General features: G+C 74.2%; 21 protein-coding genes. 9 read left to right on the top strand and 12 right to left on the bottom strand.

The window, feature by feature from the left end; genetic code table 11:
- Positions 1–183 precede the first annotated feature (183 nt).
- Entirely contained in the window at positions 184–1,104 is a 921-nt protein-coding gene (locus ACZ7BZ_RS16955; RefSeq protein WP_470359006.1) for an LLM class flavin-dependent oxidoreductase, read from the bottom strand.
- A gap of 65 nt (positions 1,105–1,169) precedes the next feature.
- Here ACZ7BZ_RS16955 and ACZ7BZ_RS16950 point away from each other — a divergent pair, with 65 nt between their 5' ends.
- Positions 1,170–1,610 carry a MarR family winged helix-turn-helix transcriptional regulator gene (locus ACZ7BZ_RS16950; RefSeq protein ID WP_470359005.1) on the top strand — a complete coding sequence of 147 codons (441 nt, stop codon included), beginning with the start codon at positions 1,170–1,172 and terminating at the stop codon, positions 1,608–1,610.
- 86 nt (positions 1,611–1,696) lie between these two features.
- Here ACZ7BZ_RS16950 and ACZ7BZ_RS16945 read toward each other — a convergent pair whose 3' ends face one another.
- Positions 1,697–2,665 (bottom strand): oxidoreductase, encoded by a 969-nt coding sequence (locus ACZ7BZ_RS16945; protein WP_470359004.1) that lies wholly within the window; start codon positions 2,663–2,665, stop codon positions 1,697–1,699.
- A gap of 84 nt (positions 2,666–2,749) precedes the next feature.
- Here ACZ7BZ_RS16945 and ACZ7BZ_RS16940 point away from each other — a divergent pair, with 84 nt between their 5' ends.
- Together ACZ7BZ_RS16940 and ACZ7BZ_RS16935 are read left to right on the top strand one after the other, a co-directional pair.
- Positions 2,750–3,364 (top strand): TetR family transcriptional regulator, encoded by a 615-nt coding sequence (locus tag ACZ7BZ_RS16940; RefSeq protein ID WP_470359003.1) that lies wholly within the window; start codon positions 2,750–2,752, stop codon positions 3,362–3,364.
- A 61-nt stretch (positions 3,365–3,425) separates the two neighbouring features.
- Positions 3,426–3,686 (top strand): hypothetical protein, encoded by a 261-nt coding sequence (locus ACZ7BZ_RS16935; protein WP_470359002.1) that lies wholly within the window; start codon positions 3,426–3,428, stop codon positions 3,684–3,686.
- 106 nt (positions 3,687–3,792) lie between these two features.
- On the opposite strand, the gene def is transcribed toward ACZ7BZ_RS16935, so the two are convergent.
- From def to ACZ7BZ_RS16895, 8 genes are all read right to left on the bottom strand, one after another.
- On the bottom strand, positions 3,793–4,446 hold the full coding sequence (gene def / locus ACZ7BZ_RS16930) for a peptide deformylase (RefSeq protein WP_470359001.1): 654 nt from the start codon (positions 4,444–4,446) through the stop codon (positions 3,793–3,795).
- A gap of 27 nt (positions 4,447–4,473) precedes the next feature.
- On the bottom strand, positions 4,474–5,460 hold the full coding sequence (locus ACZ7BZ_RS16925) for a tetratricopeptide repeat protein (protein ID WP_380459061.1): 987 nt from the start codon (positions 5,458–5,460) through the stop codon (positions 4,474–4,476).
- 305 nt (positions 5,461–5,765) lie between these two features.
- Positions 5,766–7,178: an HD-GYP domain-containing protein gene (locus ACZ7BZ_RS16920; RefSeq protein ID WP_470359000.1), complete on the bottom strand. Its 1,413-nt coding sequence runs from the start codon at positions 7,176–7,178 to the stop codon at positions 5,766–5,768.
- Positions 7,175–8,596: an HD-GYP domain-containing protein gene (locus tag ACZ7BZ_RS16915; protein WP_470358999.1), complete on the bottom strand. Its 1,422-nt coding sequence runs from the start codon at positions 8,594–8,596 to the stop codon at positions 7,175–7,177. The genes ACZ7BZ_RS16920 and ACZ7BZ_RS16915 overlap by 4 nt, the downstream gene beginning before the upstream one ends.
- A 339-nt stretch (positions 8,597–8,935) precedes the next feature.
- Positions 8,936–9,361, bottom strand: coding sequence for a mycothiol system anti-sigma-R factor (gene rsrA / locus ACZ7BZ_RS16910; protein ID WP_470358998.1), 426 nt, complete (start codon positions 9,359–9,361; stop codon positions 8,936–8,938).
- Entirely contained in the window at positions 9,358–10,101 is a 744-nt protein-coding gene (locus ACZ7BZ_RS16905) for a sigma-70 family RNA polymerase sigma factor (protein ID WP_380459155.1), read from the bottom strand. The genes rsrA and ACZ7BZ_RS16905 overlap by 4 nt, the downstream gene beginning before the upstream one ends.
- 327 nt (positions 10,102–10,428) lie before the next feature.
- The gene (locus ACZ7BZ_RS16900; RefSeq protein ID WP_470358997.1) at positions 10,429–11,070 is read right to left on the bottom strand and encodes an alpha/beta hydrolase family protein; all 642 of its coding nucleotides are present in this window, start codon (positions 11,068–11,070) and stop codon (positions 10,429–10,431) included.
- Positions 11,071–11,092: 22 nt separating this feature from the next.
- Entirely contained in the window at positions 11,093–11,845 is a 753-nt protein-coding gene (locus ACZ7BZ_RS16895; RefSeq protein WP_470358996.1) for an SOS response-associated peptidase, read from the bottom strand.
- Between the two features lie 137 nt (positions 11,846–11,982).
- Here ACZ7BZ_RS16895 and ACZ7BZ_RS16890 point away from each other — a divergent pair, with 137 nt between their 5' ends.
- The 5 genes from ACZ7BZ_RS16890 (at position 11,983) to hisN (ending at position 16,547) form a co-directional block, all read left to right on the top strand.
- The gene (locus ACZ7BZ_RS16890) at positions 11,983–12,705 is read left to right on the top strand and encodes a M50 family metallopeptidase (RefSeq protein WP_470358995.1); all 723 of its coding nucleotides are present in this window, start codon (positions 11,983–11,985) and stop codon (positions 12,703–12,705) included.
- A gap of 118 nt (positions 12,706–12,823) precedes the next feature.
- The gene (aroA, locus tag ACZ7BZ_RS16885; protein WP_470358994.1) at positions 12,824–14,161 is read left to right on the top strand and encodes a 3-phosphoshikimate 1-carboxyvinyltransferase; all 1,338 of its coding nucleotides are present in this window, start codon (positions 12,824–12,826) and stop codon (positions 14,159–14,161) included.
- Between the two features lie 15 nt (positions 14,162–14,176).
- Positions 14,177–15,232 (top strand): ribosome small subunit-dependent GTPase A, encoded by a 1,056-nt coding sequence (gene rsgA / locus ACZ7BZ_RS16880; protein WP_380459042.1) that lies wholly within the window; start codon positions 14,177–14,179, stop codon positions 15,230–15,232.
- A gap of 119 nt (positions 15,233–15,351) precedes the next feature.
- A complete protein-coding gene (locus ACZ7BZ_RS16875; RefSeq protein ID WP_470358993.1) occupies positions 15,352–15,675 on the top strand; it encodes a DMT family transporter in 324 nt (107 codons plus the stop codon).
- Positions 15,676–15,749: 74 nt separating this feature from the next.
- On the top strand, positions 15,750–16,547 hold the full coding sequence (hisN, locus tag ACZ7BZ_RS16870; RefSeq protein ID WP_380459039.1) for a histidinol-phosphatase: 798 nt from the start codon (positions 15,750–15,752) through the stop codon (positions 16,545–16,547).
- A gap of 107 nt (positions 16,548–16,654) precedes the next feature.
- Here hisN and ACZ7BZ_RS16865 read toward each other — a convergent pair whose 3' ends face one another.
- On the bottom strand, positions 16,655–18,130 hold the full coding sequence (locus tag ACZ7BZ_RS16865; protein ID WP_470358992.1) for a catalase: 1,476 nt from the start codon (positions 18,128–18,130) through the stop codon (positions 16,655–16,657).
- A 105-nt stretch (positions 18,131–18,235) separates the two neighbouring features.
- Here ACZ7BZ_RS16865 and ACZ7BZ_RS16860 point away from each other — a divergent pair, with 105 nt between their 5' ends.
- A complete protein-coding gene (locus ACZ7BZ_RS16860; RefSeq protein WP_470358991.1) occupies positions 18,236–18,649 on the top strand; it encodes a Fur family transcriptional regulator in 414 nt (137 codons plus the stop codon).
- Between the two features lie 19 nt (positions 18,650–18,668).
- Here the strand turns inward: ACZ7BZ_RS16860 and ACZ7BZ_RS16855 are convergent, their stop codons facing one another.
- Positions 18,669–20,642, bottom strand: a complete 1,974-nt coding sequence (locus ACZ7BZ_RS16855; RefSeq protein ID WP_470358990.1) for a tetratricopeptide repeat protein — start codon at positions 20,640–20,642, stop codon at positions 18,669–18,671.
- Positions 20,643–20,995 lie beyond the last annotated feature (353 nt).

The following is a 20,995-nucleotide window of genomic DNA, read 5'->3' as shown; positions in this document are numbered from 1 at the left end:
ACAGTGGTCCTGATGCGCCCTCAGGAGCGGGTCAGGGGAGGATCGGGGTTGATCCCGATGAGACGCGGCCCTCCGACGACGACGCCGCCGCCGTCGCGGTCGCCCCGGTCGCCGAGCCGGCCCGGTGTGCGGGAAGCCGGCCCCGTCGGCTTCCCGCGCACACCTCGGCAGTGGTGCTCACGGTCATCCGCGCTGCAGCGGCCGGATGATCTCCTCCACCAGCCACCGGGCCGCGCCCGCCGGGTACGGGCTGCGCAGGCTCAGCACGAGGTGGTTGAAGCCGGCCGCGATCAGTTCGGCGATGGTGGCACGATCCCCGGCCGGGTCGTCGTACGAGACGATGTACTGCACGGAGCGAGTGATCGTTAGCGGGTCGCGGCCGATCGCCGCGCAGTGGGCGTCGAGGACGCGACTGCGCTCGACGACGCGCTCGACGCCGTTGTGCGGAGGCCCCGGGACGTTCCAGATGTCGGCCTGTTCGGCGACCAGCCGCAGCAGCCGCGTCCCCCAGCCTCCGATGAGGATCGGCGGCCCGGGGCGCTGGACGGGCTTGGGTTCGTTCCGGTTGCCGGTCAGCCGGTAGTACCGGCCGTCGTGGTCGAAGACGTCCTCGGTCCACATGCCCCGCAGCACTTCGACGGTCTCGGCGAGCCGGTCGATGCCCTCACCGGGCGGCACCAGGTCGAATCCGTACCCGGCGTACTCCGCCAGGGCGGGGTTGTCCCCCGCGATCCCCCCGGCCCCGGCCGGCTGGTGGGTGCCGCCGACGCCCAGGCCCATGACGAGGCGCCCGCCGGAGATGACGTCGACCGTGGTGGCCATCTTCCCGAGCAGCGCGGGGTGCCGGAGGCGGTTGCTGGTGACCAGCAGGCCGAGCCGGAGCCGGGTGGTGCGGGCGGCGAGGGCGCTGAGCAGGGTCCAGCCCTCCAACACCTCGCCGTCCTTGGGACCGGCGACGGGCATCAGGTGGTCCCACAGCCAGGCGTCCGCGATCTCGGGCAGGTCGTCGGCCTCCCGCCAGACGCGGAGGATGTCCGCGTAGGGGACCCGCATGGGGGTGGTCTTGATGCCGAAGGTGACAGCGGGTAAGGCGAGTTGACTCATATTCATCAGCCTAGCAAATCATCAGCATCACTGACCATCAATCGCACGGAGATATCCTGACCCCCATGACCAGCGACGCAAGCCCCGACGACCTCCTGTCGACCCGCCTCGGCTACCTGCTCAAGCGCGCCCACCTGCGCTACGCGGAGGCGTCCGCCCAGGCGCTGGCACCCCTCGGCCTGGACGGCCGCGAACTGGCCGTACTCGCCGTGCTCGCCCCCGACGTGCCACTCTCCCAGCAGGAGGCGGCCGCCAGGCTGGGCGTCGACCGGACCACGATGGTCACCCTGGTCGACGGCCTGGAGTCCAAGGCCCTCGCGGAGCGCCGCCGCAGCGCCGAGGACCGCCGCAAGAACATCGTCCAACTCACCCCGGAAGGGCGGAACTTGCTCCACCGGGCGGAACGCGTCCAGATCGAGGCCGAACAGCGCTTCCTGTCCGCCCTGCCCGCCGCCGAGGCCGAGGCCCTGCTGCGCTCCCTTCGAACGCTCGTCACCGAACCCTGACGCCCGTCACCGAACCCTGACGCCCGACACCCGGCACCCGGCACCCCGGCACCCCGACGCTCACCGGGCGGGGCCGGGCCCCAGGCTCAGGCACCCGCCGGCAGTCCGAACCGGACGTCCGTCAGCCGCTCCGACAGCTCCCACAGCCGTCGCCCGGTTTCCATCTCGACGGCCCTCGGGGCCAGCTGGACCACCTTCGGCGCCCCGCGCAGCTCCCCCATCCCGCCCGGTCCGATGAACTGCCCGCTCGTCGCCCCCGCTTCGGTGGCCGCGAACAGTTGGGGCAGCGCGCCCTGCTCCGAGGACTGGGCGAGCGGGAGCAGGATGCACCCGAAGAGCAGTTTCACCATTCCGACCGAGCGGGCCGGGATGTTGGTGGCCGCGTAGCCGGGGTGGGCGAGCACGCTGCGGACGGGGCTGCCGGCCAGGGCCAGCCGCCGGTGCAGCTCCCACCCGAACACGGCGTTGGCGAGCTTCGACTGGTTGTAGTAGCCCATCGGGGAGTAGGCACGCTCGCCGGTGAGGTCCTCGAAGAAGATCCGCCCCTGCCGGTGGTTGGCCGAACTCACCGTGACCACCCGGGAGTCGGGCCCCGCCGCCAGCAGGTCGAGCAGCAGCCCGGTGAGCGCGAAGTGCCCGAGGTGGTTGGCGGCGAACTGGAGCTCGTGCCCCTGCGGGCTGAGCGTGCGCGGCGGTGCCAGCACCCCGGCGTTGTTCACCAGGACGTCCGGGCGGACGCCGTCCGCGCGCAGCCGCTCGGCGAAGGCGCGCACGGAGTCCAGGTCGGCCAGGTCGAGCCGGCGCACCTCCAGACGCCCCTCCGATCGCCCCTCCAATCGCCCCTCCGGTCGCGCCTGCGGCTGCCCGGCAGCGATCTCCGCAACCGCCCGCCGACCCTTCTCCTCGTCACGTACGGCGAGAACCACCCGGCCGCCGCGACGGGCGATGGCGCGGGTGGTCGCCAGTCCGAGGCCGCTGTTCGCCCCGGTGACGACGAACACCCGCCCCGTCTGGTCAGGAATCCGTTCGGCACTCCATGCCTGGCGCTTCGTCATGCGTCACACGTTGCCCTTCGTGTCACCAAGTGTCAAGACAGGCATCGAGCGCCGAAGAAGCCCCCGCGTGTAACATCCACTCCCATGAACCCCCTCCCCTCCCCGAGCCTGGCCGAGCGCAAGCGCCGGCTCGTCGCCGACGAACTGACCAGGACCGCACTGGGCCTCTTCGCCGAGCAGGGGTTCGACGCGGTCACCGTCGACGAGATCGCGGCCGCCGCCGGCATGTCCAAGCGGACGTTCTTCCGCTACTTCGCCTCCAAGGAGGACGTGGTCGTCCAGTTCCTGGCGGAGCTGGGCGACGTCATGCGCGCCGAACTGGCCGGACGCCCGCCCGGCGAACGCCCCTCCGCCGCGCTGCGGCACACCGTCTGGGCCGCCCTCGACGCCTGCGCCGGCCACGACGCCGGCCGGACCCTGCCGGTGGTGCGGCTGATCCTGGGCACGCCCGCCTTGCGCGCCCGCTTCCTGGAGCGCCAGGCGCAGTGGCGCGAGGACCTGGCCGCCGAACTCGCCGCCCGGCTCGGCCTGGACCCGGCCGCCGACCTCCACCCCCGCCTCACCGTCGGGACGGCCCTGACCGCCTTCGACGTCGTGCTCCAGCAGTGGAGCGACGGCAACGGCACGGACGACCCGGCCGCCCTCACCGACCGTGCCTTCGCCACCATCTCCTCCGCCCTGGACGCACCCGCGCGGTAGCGGGCGACTCCCCGCAGCGGCGGGCAACTCCCCCGGCCCCGCCCGGCGTTCACCCGGCCGAGTGCCCGAGGGCGGCTGGGCGGACCACCCGGGCATCGAGCCCGACCAGGCCACCGGCGAACTCCTGCGGACGTTCGACCGGCACTACGGCGACATGCTCCGCGCCCTGGAGAGGGCGTGGCGGGGTGACGCCTCCGCCATCGGTCGGGCGGTCGGGATGACGGGCTCCCTCGGGGGCCTCGCCCGGCAGCTCGCGGACGTCGGGCCGCCCGCCAACCCCCGCTTCACGTACGGCCCGGAGTGGCTCTTCGTCCCGGCCTGACCGGACACGCCGCCGCCCCGTACGGAACTCCCGTACGGGGCGGCGGCGTTCGGTGCTGCACGTTCGACGCGACTACACGTTCGGTGTCACTACACGCGTGGCGTGACTACGCGTTCGGCACCGTCGCGTACTTCGGGGTGCCCTCGGCCATCTGCTTCAGGGCGTCCTTGCGGTCCCGCTTCGACAGCTTGTCGATGTAGAGGGTCCCGTACAGGTGGTCGGTCTCGTGCTGGAGGCAGCGGGCGAAGAAGCCGGTGCCCTCGACGCGGATGGCGTTGCCGTCCTTGTCGACGCCGGTCACGGCCGCGTAGTCCGGGCGGGGAAGCTCGGCGTAGGCGGTGGGGACGGACAAGCAGCCCTCGTTGCTGTCGTCGAGCTCCCGGCGCCGGCCGGCCGGGTACTCCTCCAGCTTCGGGTTGATCACGTGGCCGATGTGGCGCACGCCCTCGTCGTCCGGGCAGTCGTAGACGAAGACCTTGAGGTCGACGCCGATCTGGTTGGCGGCCAGGCCGACGCCCTCAGCGGCGTACATCGACTGGAACATGTCGTCGATCAGCGCGGACAGTTCGCCGTCGAACGCGGTGACGTCCTTGACCTCGCGGTGCAGGACGGGGTTGCCGACCACGGTGATCGGACGCGCGGTGCCCTTGGTCAGGTCGGGCTCCTCACCGATCACCTTCGCGGGGGCCTCGGACGCCGCCCCCTCCACGTCGTGCTCGTGCTCGTGGTCGTGCTGCTCCGCCATGTCTTCCGCTTCCATAGGTCTACGCGTACCTCACCAGGGTACTCAGCACACTTCTTCGAGGTCCCGGTAAGCCCGGCTTGCGGGGGCAGCCGCGACCCAGCGGTCCAGCAGGGTGCGGACCAGGTGCGCCGGGGCGGCGAGCCCGCACTCGCGCTCGACCAGCCAGGACATTCCGGCCGCGCCGCCCTGGCTGAGGTGGCTGAGGTGGCCGGGGTGGGCGGCGTCGCCGTCGTCGTGGGGGTCGTGGTGGGCGACGACACCGTCGTCGGAGGCCATCCGGCTCTCCGAGCAGGCGCGACACAGCAGCCGCACCGAGGAGGTCCAGTCCTCGGCCGCGTACCCGGCCTCGGCGACCAGCCGCTCCAGCGCGTCCCGGTCGCCGGCGGTGGCGGCCTGCAGCAGCACCACGTAGGTCGGCACCGGGGAGGGCGCCCACAGCTCGATCTCGTCGAAGACGGGGTAGGCGACGCCGTCGGTGACCCGCTCGCCGTGCGGGGCGCCGTCGTGCAGCACCACCTCGCCCCAGCGCCGGCCGGAGGAGGGCAGCGGGATGGACAGCACCTCGATCCGGGCCGGGTCCAGCCGCCGGCCCCACACCACCTCGGACTCGCCGTCCGGGGACAGCCGCACCGGGGTGGTGCCGAGGTCCAGGCTGACCGGGCCGTCCCCGCCGGGGCCGCCGGGCACCTTCAGCCCGTACGCCTGCCAGGCGCGGCGGGCCAGCGGCCAGTCCTGCAGGGCGGTGGCGGTGATGCCGAGGTTCCACCAGTCGGGGGCGCCGTGCTCGCGGTCCAGCAGGGCGACGGCGCGCAGACCGGCCGAGCGGGCCTGTTCCCAGTCGCGGCGGAACTTGTGCAGCAGGGCGAGGTTGAACCAGGAGTCGGACAGCCACGGCTCCAGGTCGGCGGCCATCACCAGCAGGGCGCCGGCGTCCTCGTAGCGGCCGTCGCCGATCAGCGTGAAGGCCCGGTCGGTCGTCTGCCGCCAGGTGGCGGACGGCCGGTGCCGTGCCCGGTGGAAGATCCTCACGTTCGTCCCTGCCGTCGTCGTCCGCTCAAGTCCCCTGCCGCCGGGCCCGTTCCGTCCTCGACGGGGCCCGGATCCCGGTGTTCCGGGTCGGTGTTCCACGCTACGACCGCATCCAACCACGCTCGCCCCCGCCCGCGCTCCCCACCGCCGAGGTTGGGGACCGCCCCTCCCCAGCCTGCCCGCCGCGGCGCGCCTCCTCAACCCCTGACCAGCCCGACCCGACCGCGGCCCGACCGATCCCGGCGCTCCGGGCCCGAACCGGCCGCCGCTCAGCCGCGCCCCTGCCTCCCCCCAGACCCCGCCGCTCAGCCGCGCCCCTGCCCGCCGACCCGGGCGAGCGCGTCCACCACCCTGGCGTCGTAGACCCGCCCGCGCCCCAGCCGCAGCACCTCCAGGGCCTCCAGTCGCCCCACGGCCTCGCCGAGGCCCCGGCCGCGGGCGGCGGTGAGCAGGTCGTCGTGGGCGTTGGCGACCCGGATGATCCGGGCGGCGAGCGGCACCGGCCCGTCGCCGGCCACCGGCCCGGGGCAGGGGTCGGCCAGTCGGGCGACCTGCTCGGCGACCTGCCGGGGCACCCCGGTGCGGCTGATCACCTCGCTGCCCAGGCGGGCGATGCGCTGCTGCTCGTCGCAGGGCAGCAGCGCGGTGGCGCCGTCCGGCACCGGCTCGACCAGGGACAGCTGGCCGACGTCGTGCATCAGCGCGGCGTACTCCAGCAGGGCGAGCTCGCGGGTGCCCAGCCCCAGCTCGCGCCCGAGCGCGCACGCCGTGTCCGCGACCCGGCGCGCGTGCCCGTGCGGGGTGTACCCGGCGACCTCGGTGGCCCGGGCCAGGCTGGCGATGGTCTGCCCGGTGGTGGCCCGCACCGCCGCGGCCCGCCGGAAGGAGATCTGGGCGAGCAGCAGCGGGGTGCAGAACAGCGGCAACGCCCACAGCCCGACCTCGCCGGCCGCCAGGCTGACCAGCATCCCGGTGGCGACGATCGCCGAGCCGATCCCGAACAGCGAGCGCAGCTCGTCCTCCAGCGCCGCAGGGAAGCGCGGTCCGGTGGCCCCGGCCCCGCCGTCGGCCGCCCGCCCGCGGGGCGGACGACGGGGGTTCGAGGACCCGCCCGAGGCGCGCAGCAGCGCCGCCAGGGTGGCGTCGCAGAGCGCGGCCAACGCGGCGACGGTGGTCAGGAACGCCCCGTAGGCCGGGCCCTCGGGCGAGAAGCGGTCGACCAGGCCGCCGTTGTAGAGCGGCTGGAAGACGGCCGCGGCGAAGCCGACCGCGAGCAGCCGGCGGGCGGCGCTGTCGCGGCGGGCCGGGTCGGCCCAGGGCGGGCGCCGGTGCGGGCGCCCGGGCCCGTGCGGCCGGGCGAGGCCGGGCAGCCAGCCCAGCAGCAGGCCGGCGCCGGTCACCGCGACGACCTGGAGCGTGCCGTGCGCGGTCGGCACTCCGCGCAGCGGTCCGAGCAGGGCGTACGCCAGCGCGCCGGCCGCGCCGATGGGCGCCTGCTCGCGATCGCCCGGAAGGGTGATCCGGACGCATTCGCCGAGCGCGATCAGCCCGGCGAACGCCAGCGCGACCCTCGGCTCGGCGACCCCGCGCACCGCGACCGCGCCGAGCGCGAGCACCAGCAGCGCGGCGGCGGCCGTGTGCACGGCACGGGCGGTGCGGCCGCGCGCCGCGAGGGCGCGGGTGCTCCGGTCGGCGGTCGCGGGCCCGGGGCCGGTCACGACGGCCCGGCCGCGCGGGCGGTCCCGCCCTGGGCGGGCACCCGGCCGGGCGCGGCCCGCACCGGCTCGGGCACCCCGAGCGGGATGTCCGGCACGGACCGTACGCAGTCCTCGGAGTGCACCACCGGCTGCCAGCCGTGCACGGCCAGCGCGTCGATCAGCGCCCGCACCATCACCGGGTCGAACTGGCTGCCGGAGCAGCGCTCCAGTTCGGCGACCGCCTCGGCGACGGGGCGCCCGCGCCGGTAGGAGCGGGTGGAGGTCATCGAGTCGAAGGCGTCGGCGACGGAGATGATCCGGGCGAACTCGGGGATCTGCGCGCCGGCCAGTCCGCTGGGGTAGCCGCGTCCGTCCATCCGCTCGTGGTGGTGCAGGATCCCGGAGTGGGCCTCGCCGAGGAAGTCGATCCCGCGCACCAGCTCGTACCCGTACACCGGGTGGATCTCCACGGCCCGGCGTTCGTCCTCGCTGAGGGGACCGTTTCTGCGCAGCAGTTCGGTGGCCACGCCGAGCTTGCCGACGTCGTGCAGGATCCCGGCGAAGCGCAGGGTGCGCAGCCGCTCGGCCTGCATGCCGAGCTGACCGGCGATCAGCACCGAGGCCCGGCCGACCCGTTCGCTGTGCCCGCGGGTGTACGCGTCCTTGATCTCCACCGCCTGCACCAGCGACTGCACGGTGGCCTGGTGGGCGTCCTGCTCGCGCTGCCCCTGGGCGAACACCCAGGCCGAGATGGACAGCGGCAGCAGGGCCAGCAGCGCGGCGAACGCCCCGTACGGGCCCTGCCAGAGCACCGCGACCATCAGCCCGCCGGCCGCGTGCACCAGCACCGGCAGCCCGCACATCGAGCAGGCGCCGCGCAGCACCTCGACCAGCGGGCGGTCCTCGCTGAGCACCACCATGACGCCCACCACCAACCCGTTGACCAGGCAGAACGCGGCGACGGCGGCGAAGCCGGGCAGCAGCGCGGCCGGGAAGCGGGAGCCGAGCAGCAGCTGCGGGCCGCGCAGCAGGTGGAAGGCGACGGAGGAGGCGAAGGCGCACAGGGCGAGCTGGGAGCCGTTGAACAGCTGGCGCCGGCGGCAGCCCGGGCCGGTCGGGCCGCCGAGCAGTGCGGCCGGGGCGGCGACCAGGGCGGCGGCGGCCGGCGGGAGCATCAGCACCCCGGCGAACAGCACCGGGAAGAAGGTGTTCACCCCGGGCCGGGAGGGTGCCCGTCCGGTGGGCGCGGGGCGGCGCAGCAGCCGGCGCAGCAGGAGGGAGCAGGGGGTCGGCAGGCCCTGGGCGAGCGACTCCCAGCAGCCGTGCAGGAAGCCGAGGAGTCCGACCTTGGGCCAGTCCGTCGGGTGGCCGAGCCAGCGCGGCACCCCGGGGGTGACGGCCTCGGGCAGCAGCGGCAGCAGGCAGCACAGGGCGGCCACCGGGACGGCCGCCAGGTAGCGTGCCGCCCCTTGCGGCAGGGTCGCGCCTCCACTGTCGGTAGCGATCTCGACCTCCCCGCGTCCGGGCCCCGTGTTGCCTCAGCGCGCCGGGGCGACCGACGGTGAGCGTCCGTCAGGAGGATAGGCCGCCGTCCGGGCGCGGGGACGCATGATCGCGCAATGGCGCAGTTGGCGCACCGCCAACTCACCCGTACGAGTGACGGCGCATGCGAGCAGAACGGGAGCGGCCCCGGGAGCGCATGCTCCCGGGGCCGTCGAACTCCCTGCTCGAACCGTTTCGCCCGCCCTCGCCGGCGGACGGTACGGACCGCTCCGCGGCTACTCCGCGGGGGCTCCAGCCTCGACCGGCGCACCGGGGCGCACGCCCGGCTCATCGGTCGCGTGCTCCGGGGCCGGCGTCTGGGCCGGCCTGGGCGCCGGGCGGGCGGACTCGGCGTGCACCTCGACCGACGCCTCCACCGCGACGACCACCTGCTCGCCCGAGCGCTGCCCGGCCCGGATCGAGTCGATCCTGGCCAGCACCTTGCTGCGCAGGTCCGTCGGGGTGTCGTCGCAGCCGCAGGAACGCTTGATCAGCGCCTTGATCGCCTGCTCCAGTCCGTACTGCTTCAAGCACGGCGAGCACTCCTCGAAGTGCACGCGCAGCTTGGCGCAGTCGCCCTCGGCCATCTCGTTGTCGAGGAATTCATAGAGGTGGTCGAGGACCTCGCCACACTCGGTTTCGTGCGGATCGCCGCAGCTCATGAGCCCGAGCCCTTCGCTTCCTGCCCTGCCCCGCTGCCGGCCGGGACGAGCCCGCGCTCACGGGCGTAGTCCTCCAGCATGCCGCGCAGCTGACGACGGCCGCGGTGCAGCCGGGACATCACCGTACCGATGGGAGTACCCATGATGTCCGCGATCTCCTTGTACGCAAAGCCTTCTACGTCCGCGAGATAGACGGCGATCCGGAATTCCTCCGGGATCGCCTGGAGCGCGTCCTTCACATCGCTGTCGGGGAGGTGGTCGAGCGCCTGGGTCTCGGCCGAGCGCAGACCGGTCGACATGTGCGACTCGGCCCTGGCCAGCTGCCAGTCCTCGATCTCCTCCGCCGCGGTGCGCTGGGGCTCCCGCTGCTTCTTGCGGTACGAGTTGATGAACGTGTTGGTGAGGATGCGGTACAGCCAGGCCTTGAGGTTGGTGCCCTCACGGAACTGGTGGAAGGACGCGTACGCCTTGGCGAACGCCTCCTGGAGCAGGTCCTCCGCATCCGCGGGGTTGCGCGTCATGCGCAGCGCCGCGGAGTACATCGGATCGAGATAGCCCAGGGCGTCGCGCTCGAAGCGCTCCCGCCGAGCCCCCTCGGACTCCTCCGCCGACACCCTGAAGGTGTCCTCACCGATCGCCTCGGCCAGCTCCTCACCGGTGAGCGCCTCGCCCGCAGGCAGGGCCTCGTCCGGGCCACGGCCCGGCTCGGCCTCGTGCTCGGTCCCGACGACCGGACCCACCTCCTCGGCATGACGGGCTCGGCCCACTGCGGGCCGCCCAGAAATGGAGGATATCGGGCTGACGGGCTTCTCGCCCGCGTCGATCCACTCCGGCCAGGAGGGGGTGAAGGCCGTGGCGGCCTCGCGCTCCTCAGGCCGTTCGGGGCACGCGATCGAACCCATCTGCCCTGCCTCTCACCGGTGACTCCTGCTGACGGAGACGACAACCACACCGGCCCCGCCCGCATTCCCGCCCCGACGCCCCATTCACTCGCACGAGTGATCGAGCGGAAACTCCCTGCTCACGGCCCCGCGCCCGGCACCGGCCACCCGGCACCGGCCGGCCGCTCAGACCAGCCCCAGCACCCAGTCGCCCACCGACGAACAGATCAGCTCCAGCACCTCGTCCTGCCCCACCGACGCCCGCTTGGGCACCTCGAAACCGTGGTTCCCGTACGGCAGCGCCACCAGCCCGTGCCCCGGCGGCAGCTCCGGGAACTCCTCAGGCCCGCCGAACGGGTCCGCCGCGCCCTGCACCACCAGCGTCGGCAGACCCGACCCCAGCAGTTCGTCCGCCCGGCTCTTCTCCGGCCTGCCCGGCGGGTGCAGCGGGAACGCCAGCGCCACCACCCCCACCGCCCCGCTCGCCGCCCCCGTCCGGCAGGCCACCCGCGCCCCCGCGCTGCGCCCGCCCACCACCAGCGGCAGCCCCTGCCCCACCAGGTGCTCCGCGACCGGCCGCCAGCCGGCGTCCAGGGTCTTCGCCGCCGACGGGCCCAGCTTCTTCCCGGCCACCTTCCAGGGCTGCTCGACCAGCGCCACGGTGATCCCGCGAGCCGGCAGCCGCCCGGCCAGCGCCGCCAGGTCCCGGCCGTCGATCGCACCGCTGGTCCCGTGCCCCAGCGCCAGCACCGCCTTCGGCGCGGCGGCCCGGTGGTAGGTGATCCGGGCGTCCCCGGCCCCGGTGGCGACGAGTTCGGTGGTGGTCATCTCAACGGCTCCCGAAGACGGTTCAGAACAGTGTGGTCTCGTACTCGACCTCGGCCCACGGCTCCTTGAGCTCCGGGCCGTTGTTGCGGATGCTGCCGACCGCCGGCGACACCGGCGTGGCCAGCAGCGCCCCCGGCGGCGGGGGTATCAGCAGCCGGCGCGCCTCCTCCGGATCGCTCAGCCCCGGGTCCAGCCAGTCGCCCCAGTCCCCGGGGTCGAGGAACAGCGGCATCCGCTCGTGGATCGGCGCCAGCAGCTCCTCGGCGTCCGTGGTGACGATCGTGAAGGTCACCAGCCAGGCCTCCGGATGCCCCGGCGGCACCGCCCGGTTGCGCCAGAACTCGTACAGCCCCGCCAGCGCCAGCGGGCTGCCGTCCGCCCGGGAGACGAAGAACGGCTTCTTGCGCGCCTTTCCCCGCTCGCCCGGCACCGTCTGCCACTCGTAGTAGCCGTCCACCGGCAGGATGCACCGGCGGGCGGCGAAGGCCTGCCGGTAGGCGGGCTTCTCGTACACCGTGTCCGAGCGCGCGTTGATCATCTTCACCGCCGTGTCGGCGGAGTTCGACCACTGCGGCACCAGCCCCCAGCGCAGCGCCCGCAGCTGCCGCACCGGCCGCGCCGCCCCCTTGGCCTGCCGCTCCAGCACCACGAAGGCGCTGGTGGTCGGCGCCACGTTCCAGTTCGGATCCAGGGACTCCTGCGGGTCCCAGAACTCCACGTCGAACAGCTCGACGAGGTCCTCGGGCTTGCTGCTGGCTGCGAACCGACCGCACATGCGGGCCAGCTTGCCATGCCGCCCGCACTCACCACTTCCTCATCCCACCGGGAGAACCGCCCGCTGCCGTCCCGCCGTCCCCGCATGGGAAGCTGCCCCGAACGGCCCAACGCAGCGAACGGAGGCGACGAGCGCCGATGAACCCGAACAACCAGAACCTCGGCGAACTGTGGGACCGGGTCACCGGCGCCCAGGCCGCCCCGCCCGGCTGGCTGGTCCTCGCGACCGGCTGCGCCGCCCTGCTCACCGTCCTCGCCCGCCCGCTCTGGCACGTCGCCCGCAACGCCGTCACCATCGCCCACGAGGGCGGCCACGGCCTCGCCGCGCTCGTCACCGGCCGCAAGCTCGCCGGCATCCGGCTGCACTCCGACACCTCCGGCCTCACCCTCTCCTACGGCCGCCCCACCGGCCCCGGTATGGTCCTCACCGCCGCCGCCGGCTACACCGCCCCCGCCCTGCTCGGCCTCGGCTGCGCCGCCCTGCTCGCCGCCGACCGGATCACCCTGCTGCTGTGGCTGGCCGTCGCCCTGCTGCTCGCCCTGCTGATCCGCATCCGCAACGCCTTCGGGCTGTTCACCGTGCTGGTCGCCGGCGGCGCCTTCTTCCTGGTCTCCTGGTTCGGCAGCAGCCAGGTCCAGGCCGGCTTCGCCTACCTCGGCTGCTGGTTCCTGCTGTTCGGGGCGGTGCGCCCGGTCCTGGAGCTCCAGCACCAGCGCCGGATCGGCTGGGCCCGCGACTCCGACGCCGACCAGCTCGCCCGGCTCACCCACGTCCCCGCCCTCGCCTGGGTCACCGTGTTCCTGCTGATCGCCCTCGCCTGCCTGGCCCTGGGCGCCAACTGGCTGCTGCGGCCGCTGTAGCGTCCCCGGCCGGCTGCCGCGTCCCCGCCGAGTCCGCTGTGTCCGCCCTGTCCGCCCTGGCTTCCCACCATGCGGCCGTCGCCCGGGCCGTTCCGGTACGGCCCCTAGACTGGCCCACATGACCGAGACCCTGTGGCCCGCCCCCGTCGCCACCGCCCCCGTCGACGCCACCGTCACCATCCCCGGCTCCAAGTCGGTCACCAACCGGGCCCTGGTGCTGGCGGCACTCGCCGACGGACCGGGCTGGGTGCGCCGCCCGCTGCGCAGCCGCGACTCCCAGCTGATGGCCGACGGCCTGCGCGCCCTCGGGGTCACCATCGAGGAGAAGGTCAACAACGACTCCGGCGGCACCGGCGGCGGCGAGGCGTGGCGGGTCATCCCCGCCCCCGCGCTGCGCGGCCCCGCCAGCGTGGACGTCGGCAACGCCGGCACGGTCATGCGCTTCCTGCCCCCGCTCGCCGCCCTCGCCGACGGCCCGGTGCACTTCGACGGCGACCCGCGCAGCCACGAGCGCCCCCAGCACGGCGTGATCAACGCCCTGCGCGCGCTCGGCGCCCGGATCGACGACGGCGGACGCGGCAGCTTCCCGCTCACCGTCCACGGCACCGGCGGCCTCGACGGCGGCCCGGTCGAGCTGGACGCCTCCTCCTCGTCCCAGTTCGTCTCCGCCCTGCTGCTCTCCGGCGCCCGCTACAACCACGGCGTCGAGGTCCGGCACGTCGGCGGCCCGGTGCCGTCGCTGCCGCACATCCGGATGACCGTCGAGATGCTGCGCCTGGCCGGCGCCCAGGTCGACGCCCCCGAGGACGGCGGCGAGAAGGACGTCTGGCGGGTCACCCCCGGCGCCCTGCTCGGCCGCGACCTGGTGGTCGAGCCCGACCTCTCCAACGCCGCCCCGTTCTTCGCCGCCGCCCTGGTCACCGGCGGCCGGGTCACCGTCCGCGACTGGCCCAAGCACACCACCCAGCCCGGCGACCAGCTGCGCGACCTCTACACCCGGATGGGCGGCGCCTGCGAGTTCACCGACGAGGGCCTGCAGTTCACCGGCACCGGCCGGATCCACGGCATCGAGGCCGACCTGCACGACGTCGGCGAGCTCACTCCGGTGATCGCCGCCGTCGCCGCCCTCGCCGACTCCGAGTCCCACCTGTACGGCATCGCCCACCTGCGCCTGCACGAGACCGACCGGCTGGCCGCCCTCGCCAAGGAGATCAACGACCTCGGCGGCGACGTCAGCGAGACCGAGGACGGCCTGCGGATCCGCCCGCGCCCGCTGCACGGCGGCATCTTCCACACCTACGAGGACCACCGCCTGGCCACCGCCGCCGCGGTGCTCGGCCTGGCCGTGCCCGGCGTCGACGTGGAGAACGTCGGCACCACCGCCAAGACCCTGCCCGACTTCCCCGGGATGTGGGCGGAGCTGCTCGGCGAGGGCACGGCGGCGACGGACGCCTGAGCGGAGACTGGAATCATGCGCCGCTACGGCAAGGACGCCGACGAGGACGACATCCGCAACCGCCCCGCCCGCCGGGGCTCCCGGCCGCGGACCCGGATCAGGCCCAAGCACGAGGACGCCGCCGAGGCGATGGTGCTGACCGTCGACCGCGGCCGGATCACCTGCCTGGTCGATCCGGGGACCAAGCAGGAGCGCGAGGTCGTCGCCATGAAGGCCCGCGAACTGGGCCGCAAGGGCGTCGTCGTCGGCGACGTGGTCAACCTGGTCGGCGACCTCTCGGGGGACGCCGACACCCTGGCCCGGATCGTCCGGGTCGAGGAGCGCGGCTCCGTGCTCCGGCGCACCGCGGACGACGACGACCCGTACGAGCGGATCGTCGTCGCCAACGCCGACCAGCTGGCCATCGTCACCGCGCTGGCCGACCCGGAGCCCCGCCCCCGGCTGATCGACCGCTGCCTGGTCGCCGCCTACGACGCGGGCATGGAGCCCCTGCTGGTGCTCACCAAGTCCGACCTCACCCCGGCCGACGAGCTGCTGGAGTCGTACGCCCCGCTGGGCATCGACTACGTCGTCACCCGCCGGGACGAGCTGGAGACCACCGGCGCCGAGGCCGTCCGCGAGCACCTGCGCGGGCTCTCCACGGTGTTCATCGGCCACTCCGGCGTCGGCAAGACCACCCTGGTCAACGCCCTGGTCCCGGACCGCCAGCGGCAGACCGGCCACGTCAACGCGGTCACCGGCCGCGGCCGGCACACCACCGTCTCCGCCCTGGCCCTGCGGCTGCCCCCGCCGCCCGGCGCCAAGCCCGGCTCCCGCAAGGCGCTCGACCCGGGCTGGGTGATCGACACGCCCGGCTTCCGCTCCTTCGGCCTCTCCCACATCGACCCGTCCCGGGTCATCCACGCCTTCCCCGACCTGGAGCCCGGCACCGTCGACTGCCCGCGCGCCTGCAGCCACGACGAACCGGACTGCGCCCTGGACGCCTGGGTCGCCGACGGCCACGCCGAGGGCGCCCGGCTCTACTCGCTGCGCCGTCTGCTGGCCAGCAAGGAGGCCCGCGAGGGCGACTGACGGCTTTGCCGTCCCTCGGGTCCGTGACCCGTTCGAGGTGTCGGACCGGCCCGCCCTGGCGATCATAGGAAAGTCGGGCCGGGCACGGCCCGTCCGTCGATCGACAGGGAGGGCACCCGATGGCATGGGCCCTGGTGATCCTGGCCGGCCTGCTGGAGACCGGCTTCGCGATCAACCTCAAGCTCAGCGAGGGTTTCACCAAGCTCTGGCCCACCATCAGCTTCTGCGTGTTCGCCCTCAGCAGCTTCGGGCTGCTCACCCTCTCGCTGAAGAGCCTGCCGGTCGGCCCCGCCTACGCGGTGTGGACCGGCATCGGCGCGGCCGGCACCGCCATCTACGGCATGGCCTTCCTGGACGAGAGCACCTCGGTGCTCAAGCTGGTCTCCATCTCGCTGGTGATCGCCGGGGTGATCGGCCTCCAGCTCAGCGGCTCGGCCCACTGACCGCCCGGCCCGACCCGCCGACCACCCACCGAGACACCCGGACCGGCCCGACCCACTGAGCTAGGGTTTCCGGCATGGCCGACTACCACGACGATCTCCGACTCGCCCACGTCCTCGCCGACTCGGCCGACTCGATCACCCTGGAGCGCTTCCGCGCCCTCGACCTGAAGATCGAGACCAAGCCGGACCTCACCCCGGTCAGCGACGCCGACAAGGCCGCCGAGGAACTCGTGCGCGGCGTGCTCCAGCGCGCCCGCCCGCGCGACGCCGTCCTCGGCGAGGAGTTCGGCCTCCAGGGCTCGGGCCCGCGCCGCTGGGTGATCGACCCGATCGACGGCACCAAGAACTACATCCGCGGCGTCCCGGTCTGGGCCACCCTGATCGCCCTGCTGGAGGACGGCCCGGACGGCGTCGAGCGCCCGGTGGTCGGCATCGTCTCCGCCCCGGCGCTGCAGCGCCGCTGGTGGGCCGCCAAGGGCCTGGGCGCCTACGCCGGCCGCAGCCTGGCCAAGGCCTCCCGGATCCACGTCTCCGGCGTCTCCCGGATGGAGGACGCCTCCTTCTCGTACTCCTCCCTCACCGGCTGGGAGGACCGCGGCCGCCTGGACCCGTTCCTGGACCTCACCCGCGCCTGCTGGCGCACCCGCGCCTACGGCGACTTCTGGTCCTACATGATGGTCGCCGAGGGCGCCGTGGACATCGCCGCCGAGCCCGAGCTGTCGCTGTGGGACATGGCCGCGCCCTGCATCGTGGTCGAGGAGGCCGGCGGCCTGTTCACCGGCCTGGACGGCGTCCCCGGCCCCGGCGGCGCCGACGCGGTGGCCACCAACGGCCTGCTGCACGACGAGACCCTGCGACGGCTCTCCGTCTGACCCGCAGGCGGGCGGGCGAGCACCCGCCCGAGCGGGCGAGTAACCGGCACGGGCCCGGATGACCAGCGGGAGCTGGTCATCCGGGCCCGCCGCTCGTTCCGGTCCGGCTACTGCTTGCGCAGCTCCCGGACCGCCGCCTCCAGCCGCTGCCCGTAGTCGGCGTCGGCCTTGCGGAAGTTGTCGATCGCCCGCTCCACGATGTCCTCCCGGTCGGCCGAGACCTTGGCGATGAAGCCCGCCAGGTTCGCGATCAGCCGCTGCTTCTCCTCCTCGGAGAACAGCCGGTAGAGGTCGCCCGCCTGCACGAAGTCGTCGTCCTCGGCGTGCGAGGGCGCCGGGTGGGTGCCGGTGGAGCCGTCGACCGCGGTCGCCGCCCACAGCGGACGGCCGGTCTGCACCGGGCCGCCGAAGCTGTTCGGCTCGTAGTTCTTCTGCCGCCCGTGCCGGCCGTCGTACAGGTGGCCGTCCCGGCCGTTGGTGCGGGCCTCGGTGGCGTGCGGGCGGTTGACCGGCAGGTGGTCGGCGTTGATGCCGACCCGGTAGCGGTGGGCGTCCGCGTAGGCGAACAGGCGGCCCTGGAGCATCTTGTCCGGGGACGGCCCGATGCCGGGCACGAAGTGCGCCGGGGAGAACACCGACTGCTCGACCTCGGCGAAGACGTTGTCGGGGTTGCGGTTGAGCTCCAGTCGGCCGATCTCGACCGGCGGGTAGTCGGCGTGCGGCCAGACCTTGGTCAGGTCGAAGGGGTTGAAGCGGTACGCGGCCGCGTCGGCCGCCGGCATGATCTGGACCTGCACCGTCCAACTGGGGAACTCACCGCGCTCGATCGACTCGCGCAGGTCCCGCTGGTGGCTGTCCGGGTCCTCGCCGGCGAGCTTGTTGGCCTCGGCCTGGGTGAGGTTGCGGATGCCCTGGTCGGTCTTGAAGTGGTACTTGACCCAGAAGTGCTCGCCGGCCTCGTTCTGCCACTGGAAGGTGTGCGAGCCGTAGCCGTTCAGGTGCCGGTAGCTGGCCGGGATGCCGCGGTCGCCGAACAGCCAGGTCACCTGGTGGGTGGCCTCGGGCGACAGGCCCCAGAAGTCCCAGACGTTGTCGGCCTCCTGCGAGCCGGTGTACGGGTCGCGCTTCTGGGTGTGGATGAAGTCGGGGAACTTGATGGCGTCCTTGATGAAGAACACCGGGGTGTTGTTGCCGACGAGGTCGTAGTTGCCCTCCTCGGTGTAGAACTTCAGCGCGAAGCCGCGCGGGTCGCGCACCGCGTCGGCCGCGCCGAGGTTGCCGGCCACGGTGGAGAACCGCAGGAAGACCTCGGTCCGCTTGCCGATCTCGGACAGGAAGGCCGCCCGGGTGTACGGCGTCACGTCGGCGGTCACCGTGAAGGTGCCGTACGCGCCGGCACCGCGGGCGTGCACCACGCGCTCCGGGATCCGCTCGCGGTTGAAGTGCGCGAGCTTCTCGAACAGCAGCTGGTCCTGGATCAGGGCCGGGCCGCCGACACCAGCGGTCGCGGTGTTCTGGTTGTCGGCGACGGGGGCTCCCGCCTCCGTGGTGAGGGTCGGGCGCAGCTCGTCCTGCGTGGTCATAACGGGTCGCCTCCGAGGGATCCGATCGTGATGACACGATCCTAACTTGGACTTCGTCCAAGTCAACACTGGCACCAATCTCGGAGCCTGACTTATTCTGGTCCCATGAGTGAGCTGCTGGAGAGACTGCGCGGACGCGGCTGGCGGCTGACCTCCCAGCGCCGGGTGGTGGCCGAGGTCCTCGACGGCGAGCACGTCCACCTCACCGCGGACGAAGTGCACGCCCGCGCCGCCGCCCGCCTGCCCGAGATCAGCCGCGCCACCGTCTACAACACGCTCGGCGAACTCGTCACCCTCGGCGAGGTGCTGGAGGTCGCCACCGACGGCCGCGCCAAGCGCTACGACCCCAACGCCCACCGCGCCCACCAGCACCTGGTCTGCTCCGGCTGCGGCGCGATCCGCGACGTCCACCCCCAGGGCGACCCGCTCACGGCACTGCCCGCCGCCGAGCGCTTCGGCTTCGCCGTCACCACCGCCGAGGTCACCTACCGCGGCCTGTGCCCCGACTGCCGCCGCTGAGCCGGAGGCCGACGGCCCGCTACGCGCTCAGCTCCGCGTGCAGCGCGCCCAGCAGTCGCCCGGCCCGCTCCGCGACCTCGGCCGGCCCGTAGTCGATCGCCCGCCGGCACCAGTTCTCGGCCTGCACCGGCTCGCCCCGGCGCAGCGCCAGCAGCGCCAGGCGCAGCGCCGCCCGCCCGTGCCCGGCGTCGGCGGCCCGGGTGTACCAGAGCATCGCCTCCGCCTCGCTGTCCTGCCGGGCCAGCAGCAGCCCCAGGTTGAACGCCGCGCTGCGGCTGCCCGCCTCGGCGGCCCGCCGGTACCAGCTCTCGGCGATCTCCAGCGCCCCGCGCTCGGCCGCCCGCACGCCCATCCGCACCTGCGCCCGGCGGTGCCCGGCGTCGGCCGCCAGCGCGTACCAGTGCTCGGCCTCGGCATCCGCGTCCCCGCGCCGGTCCAGCACCGAGGCCAGCCGGAACGCGCCCTCCGCCGAGCCGCCGGCCGCCGCCTGCCGGTAGCGCTCCAGCGCGCCGGACAGGTTGCCGCGCTGCTCCTGGGCGACCGCCAGCTGCAGCGCCGCCTCGCCGTGGCCCTCGGCGGCGGCCCGCGCGTACCACTCCTGGGCCTGCCGCACCTCGCCCCGCCCGGCGTGCAGCACGCCCAGGTTGAAGGCGCCGTCCACGCTGCCGGCCTCGGCGGCCTTGGAGAACCACGGCTCGGCGCCGGACTCCTCGCCGCGCTGGAGCAGCATCACGGCCAGCGCGTTGCAGGCCTCCCGGTGCCCGGCGTACGCGGCCCGGCGGTACCACTGCTCGGCCTGCTGCTCACGGCCGGTGCCGGCGCAGAGCAGGCCGAGGTTGAAGGCGCCGTTCTGGTCGCCCGCGTCGAGGGCGGTGCGGTACCAGTGCTCGGCCGCCTTGACCTCGCCGCGGCCGGCGTGCAGGGCGCCGAGCGCGTTGGCGGCGTTGCCGTCGCCGGCCTCGGCGGCCTCCTGCCACCACTCGGCGGCGGCGGCGATGTCCCCGGAGTCGCGCAGCAGGAAGCCCAGCGCGCAGGCGGCCCGCGGCTCCCCGTTCTGCGCGGACTGCCGGTACCAGCGGGCCGCCTCCTCCAACAGCGACCGGTCGTCGCCGGCGCGCTCCTCCAGCAGCACGCCCAGGCGCAGCGCGGCGCGGGCGTGGCTGCGGGCGGCGGCCGTGCGGTACCAGGCCTCGGCGGTCCCCTTGTCCCCGGCGGCCTCGCGCATCCGGGCCAGCCGGTAGGCGGCCTCCCGGTGCCCGGCGTCGGCGGACACCTTGAACCAGCGCTCGGCCCGTACGTCGCGCCGGTGCTCCATCAGGTCGCCGAGCGCGTAGGCGCCGAGCGGGTGGCCGTGGTCGGCGGCGAAGTGCAGCCAGTACTCGGCGGCCTCCTCCTCGCCCTGGTCGCGCAGCTGGAGCCCGAGCGCGTGCGCGGCGGGGGCGCTGCCCGCCACCGCCGCCTGGCGCCACCACTGGCCGGCCTCGGCGCGGTGGCCCTGCTGGTGCAGCAGCACGCCCAGGTTGTTGGCGGCGGCCCGCACCCCGGCGGCCGCGGCGGCGCGCAGGTAGGGCTCGGCGTCCTCCAGGTCGCCGCGGCGCAGCAGCAGGGTGCCGAGCCGGCCGGCGGCGTCCGCGTCGCCGTCGGCGGCGGCCTGCCGGTGCCGGGCCTCCAGGGCGGCGGACTCCCGGGCGGCCAGCGCGGTCTCGAAGCTGGTGGGGTCCAGCCCGGCCGGGTCCAGTGCGGCGCCCGCGGGCGATTCGTCGCCGCCCGCCCCGTACGGGCCGACGGCGGCGGAGAACTGACGGGCGGACACGTGGACCAGGCTGTCGGGCCCGGAGCCGCCGACCGCGGGACGCTCGGACAGCCCGCTGGTGCGCTGGGCGGGCAGGGCCCCGGGGCGGCTGTCGGGGCTCTCGGCGCTCTCCGCCCAGGCGTCGGTGTCGGCCTCGACGGCCGCACCGGACTTGGCGCCTGACTTGCCGATCAGCCTCATGCCGACTCCCGCTCCCCCAGAGTGTCGCGGCATCGTGCCCCGGCCGACGGCCGGGGGGACTCCCAGGAGAGGCGCCGGACCCGACGGCCCATCAGCGGCCGTGCACCGTCCCCCGTGTGTCCCATCGTCGCATCACCCGCTACCCGCGTACACCTGCCCCGGCCGAATTCGGGTGGGGCGGATCCGAAGCCGACGGAATTGCTTCGGCGCTTTGTCGATTTCCCGACACTTCCACCCCACAAACCCCGGTGCCGTCCCCGTTGGCGACGGTCGATAGTACCGGAGCGGTTCCCGCCGCTTCCGGACGGAAACATCCGGGAACGACAGAGGCCCGGAGGAATGATCCTCCGGGC

It is taken from the genome of Kitasatospora sp. NPDC036934, assembly GCF_055608425.1.
The sequence above is the reverse complement of the archived record's forward strand: the minus strand, read 5'-3'. Positions and strand labels throughout refer to the sequence as shown.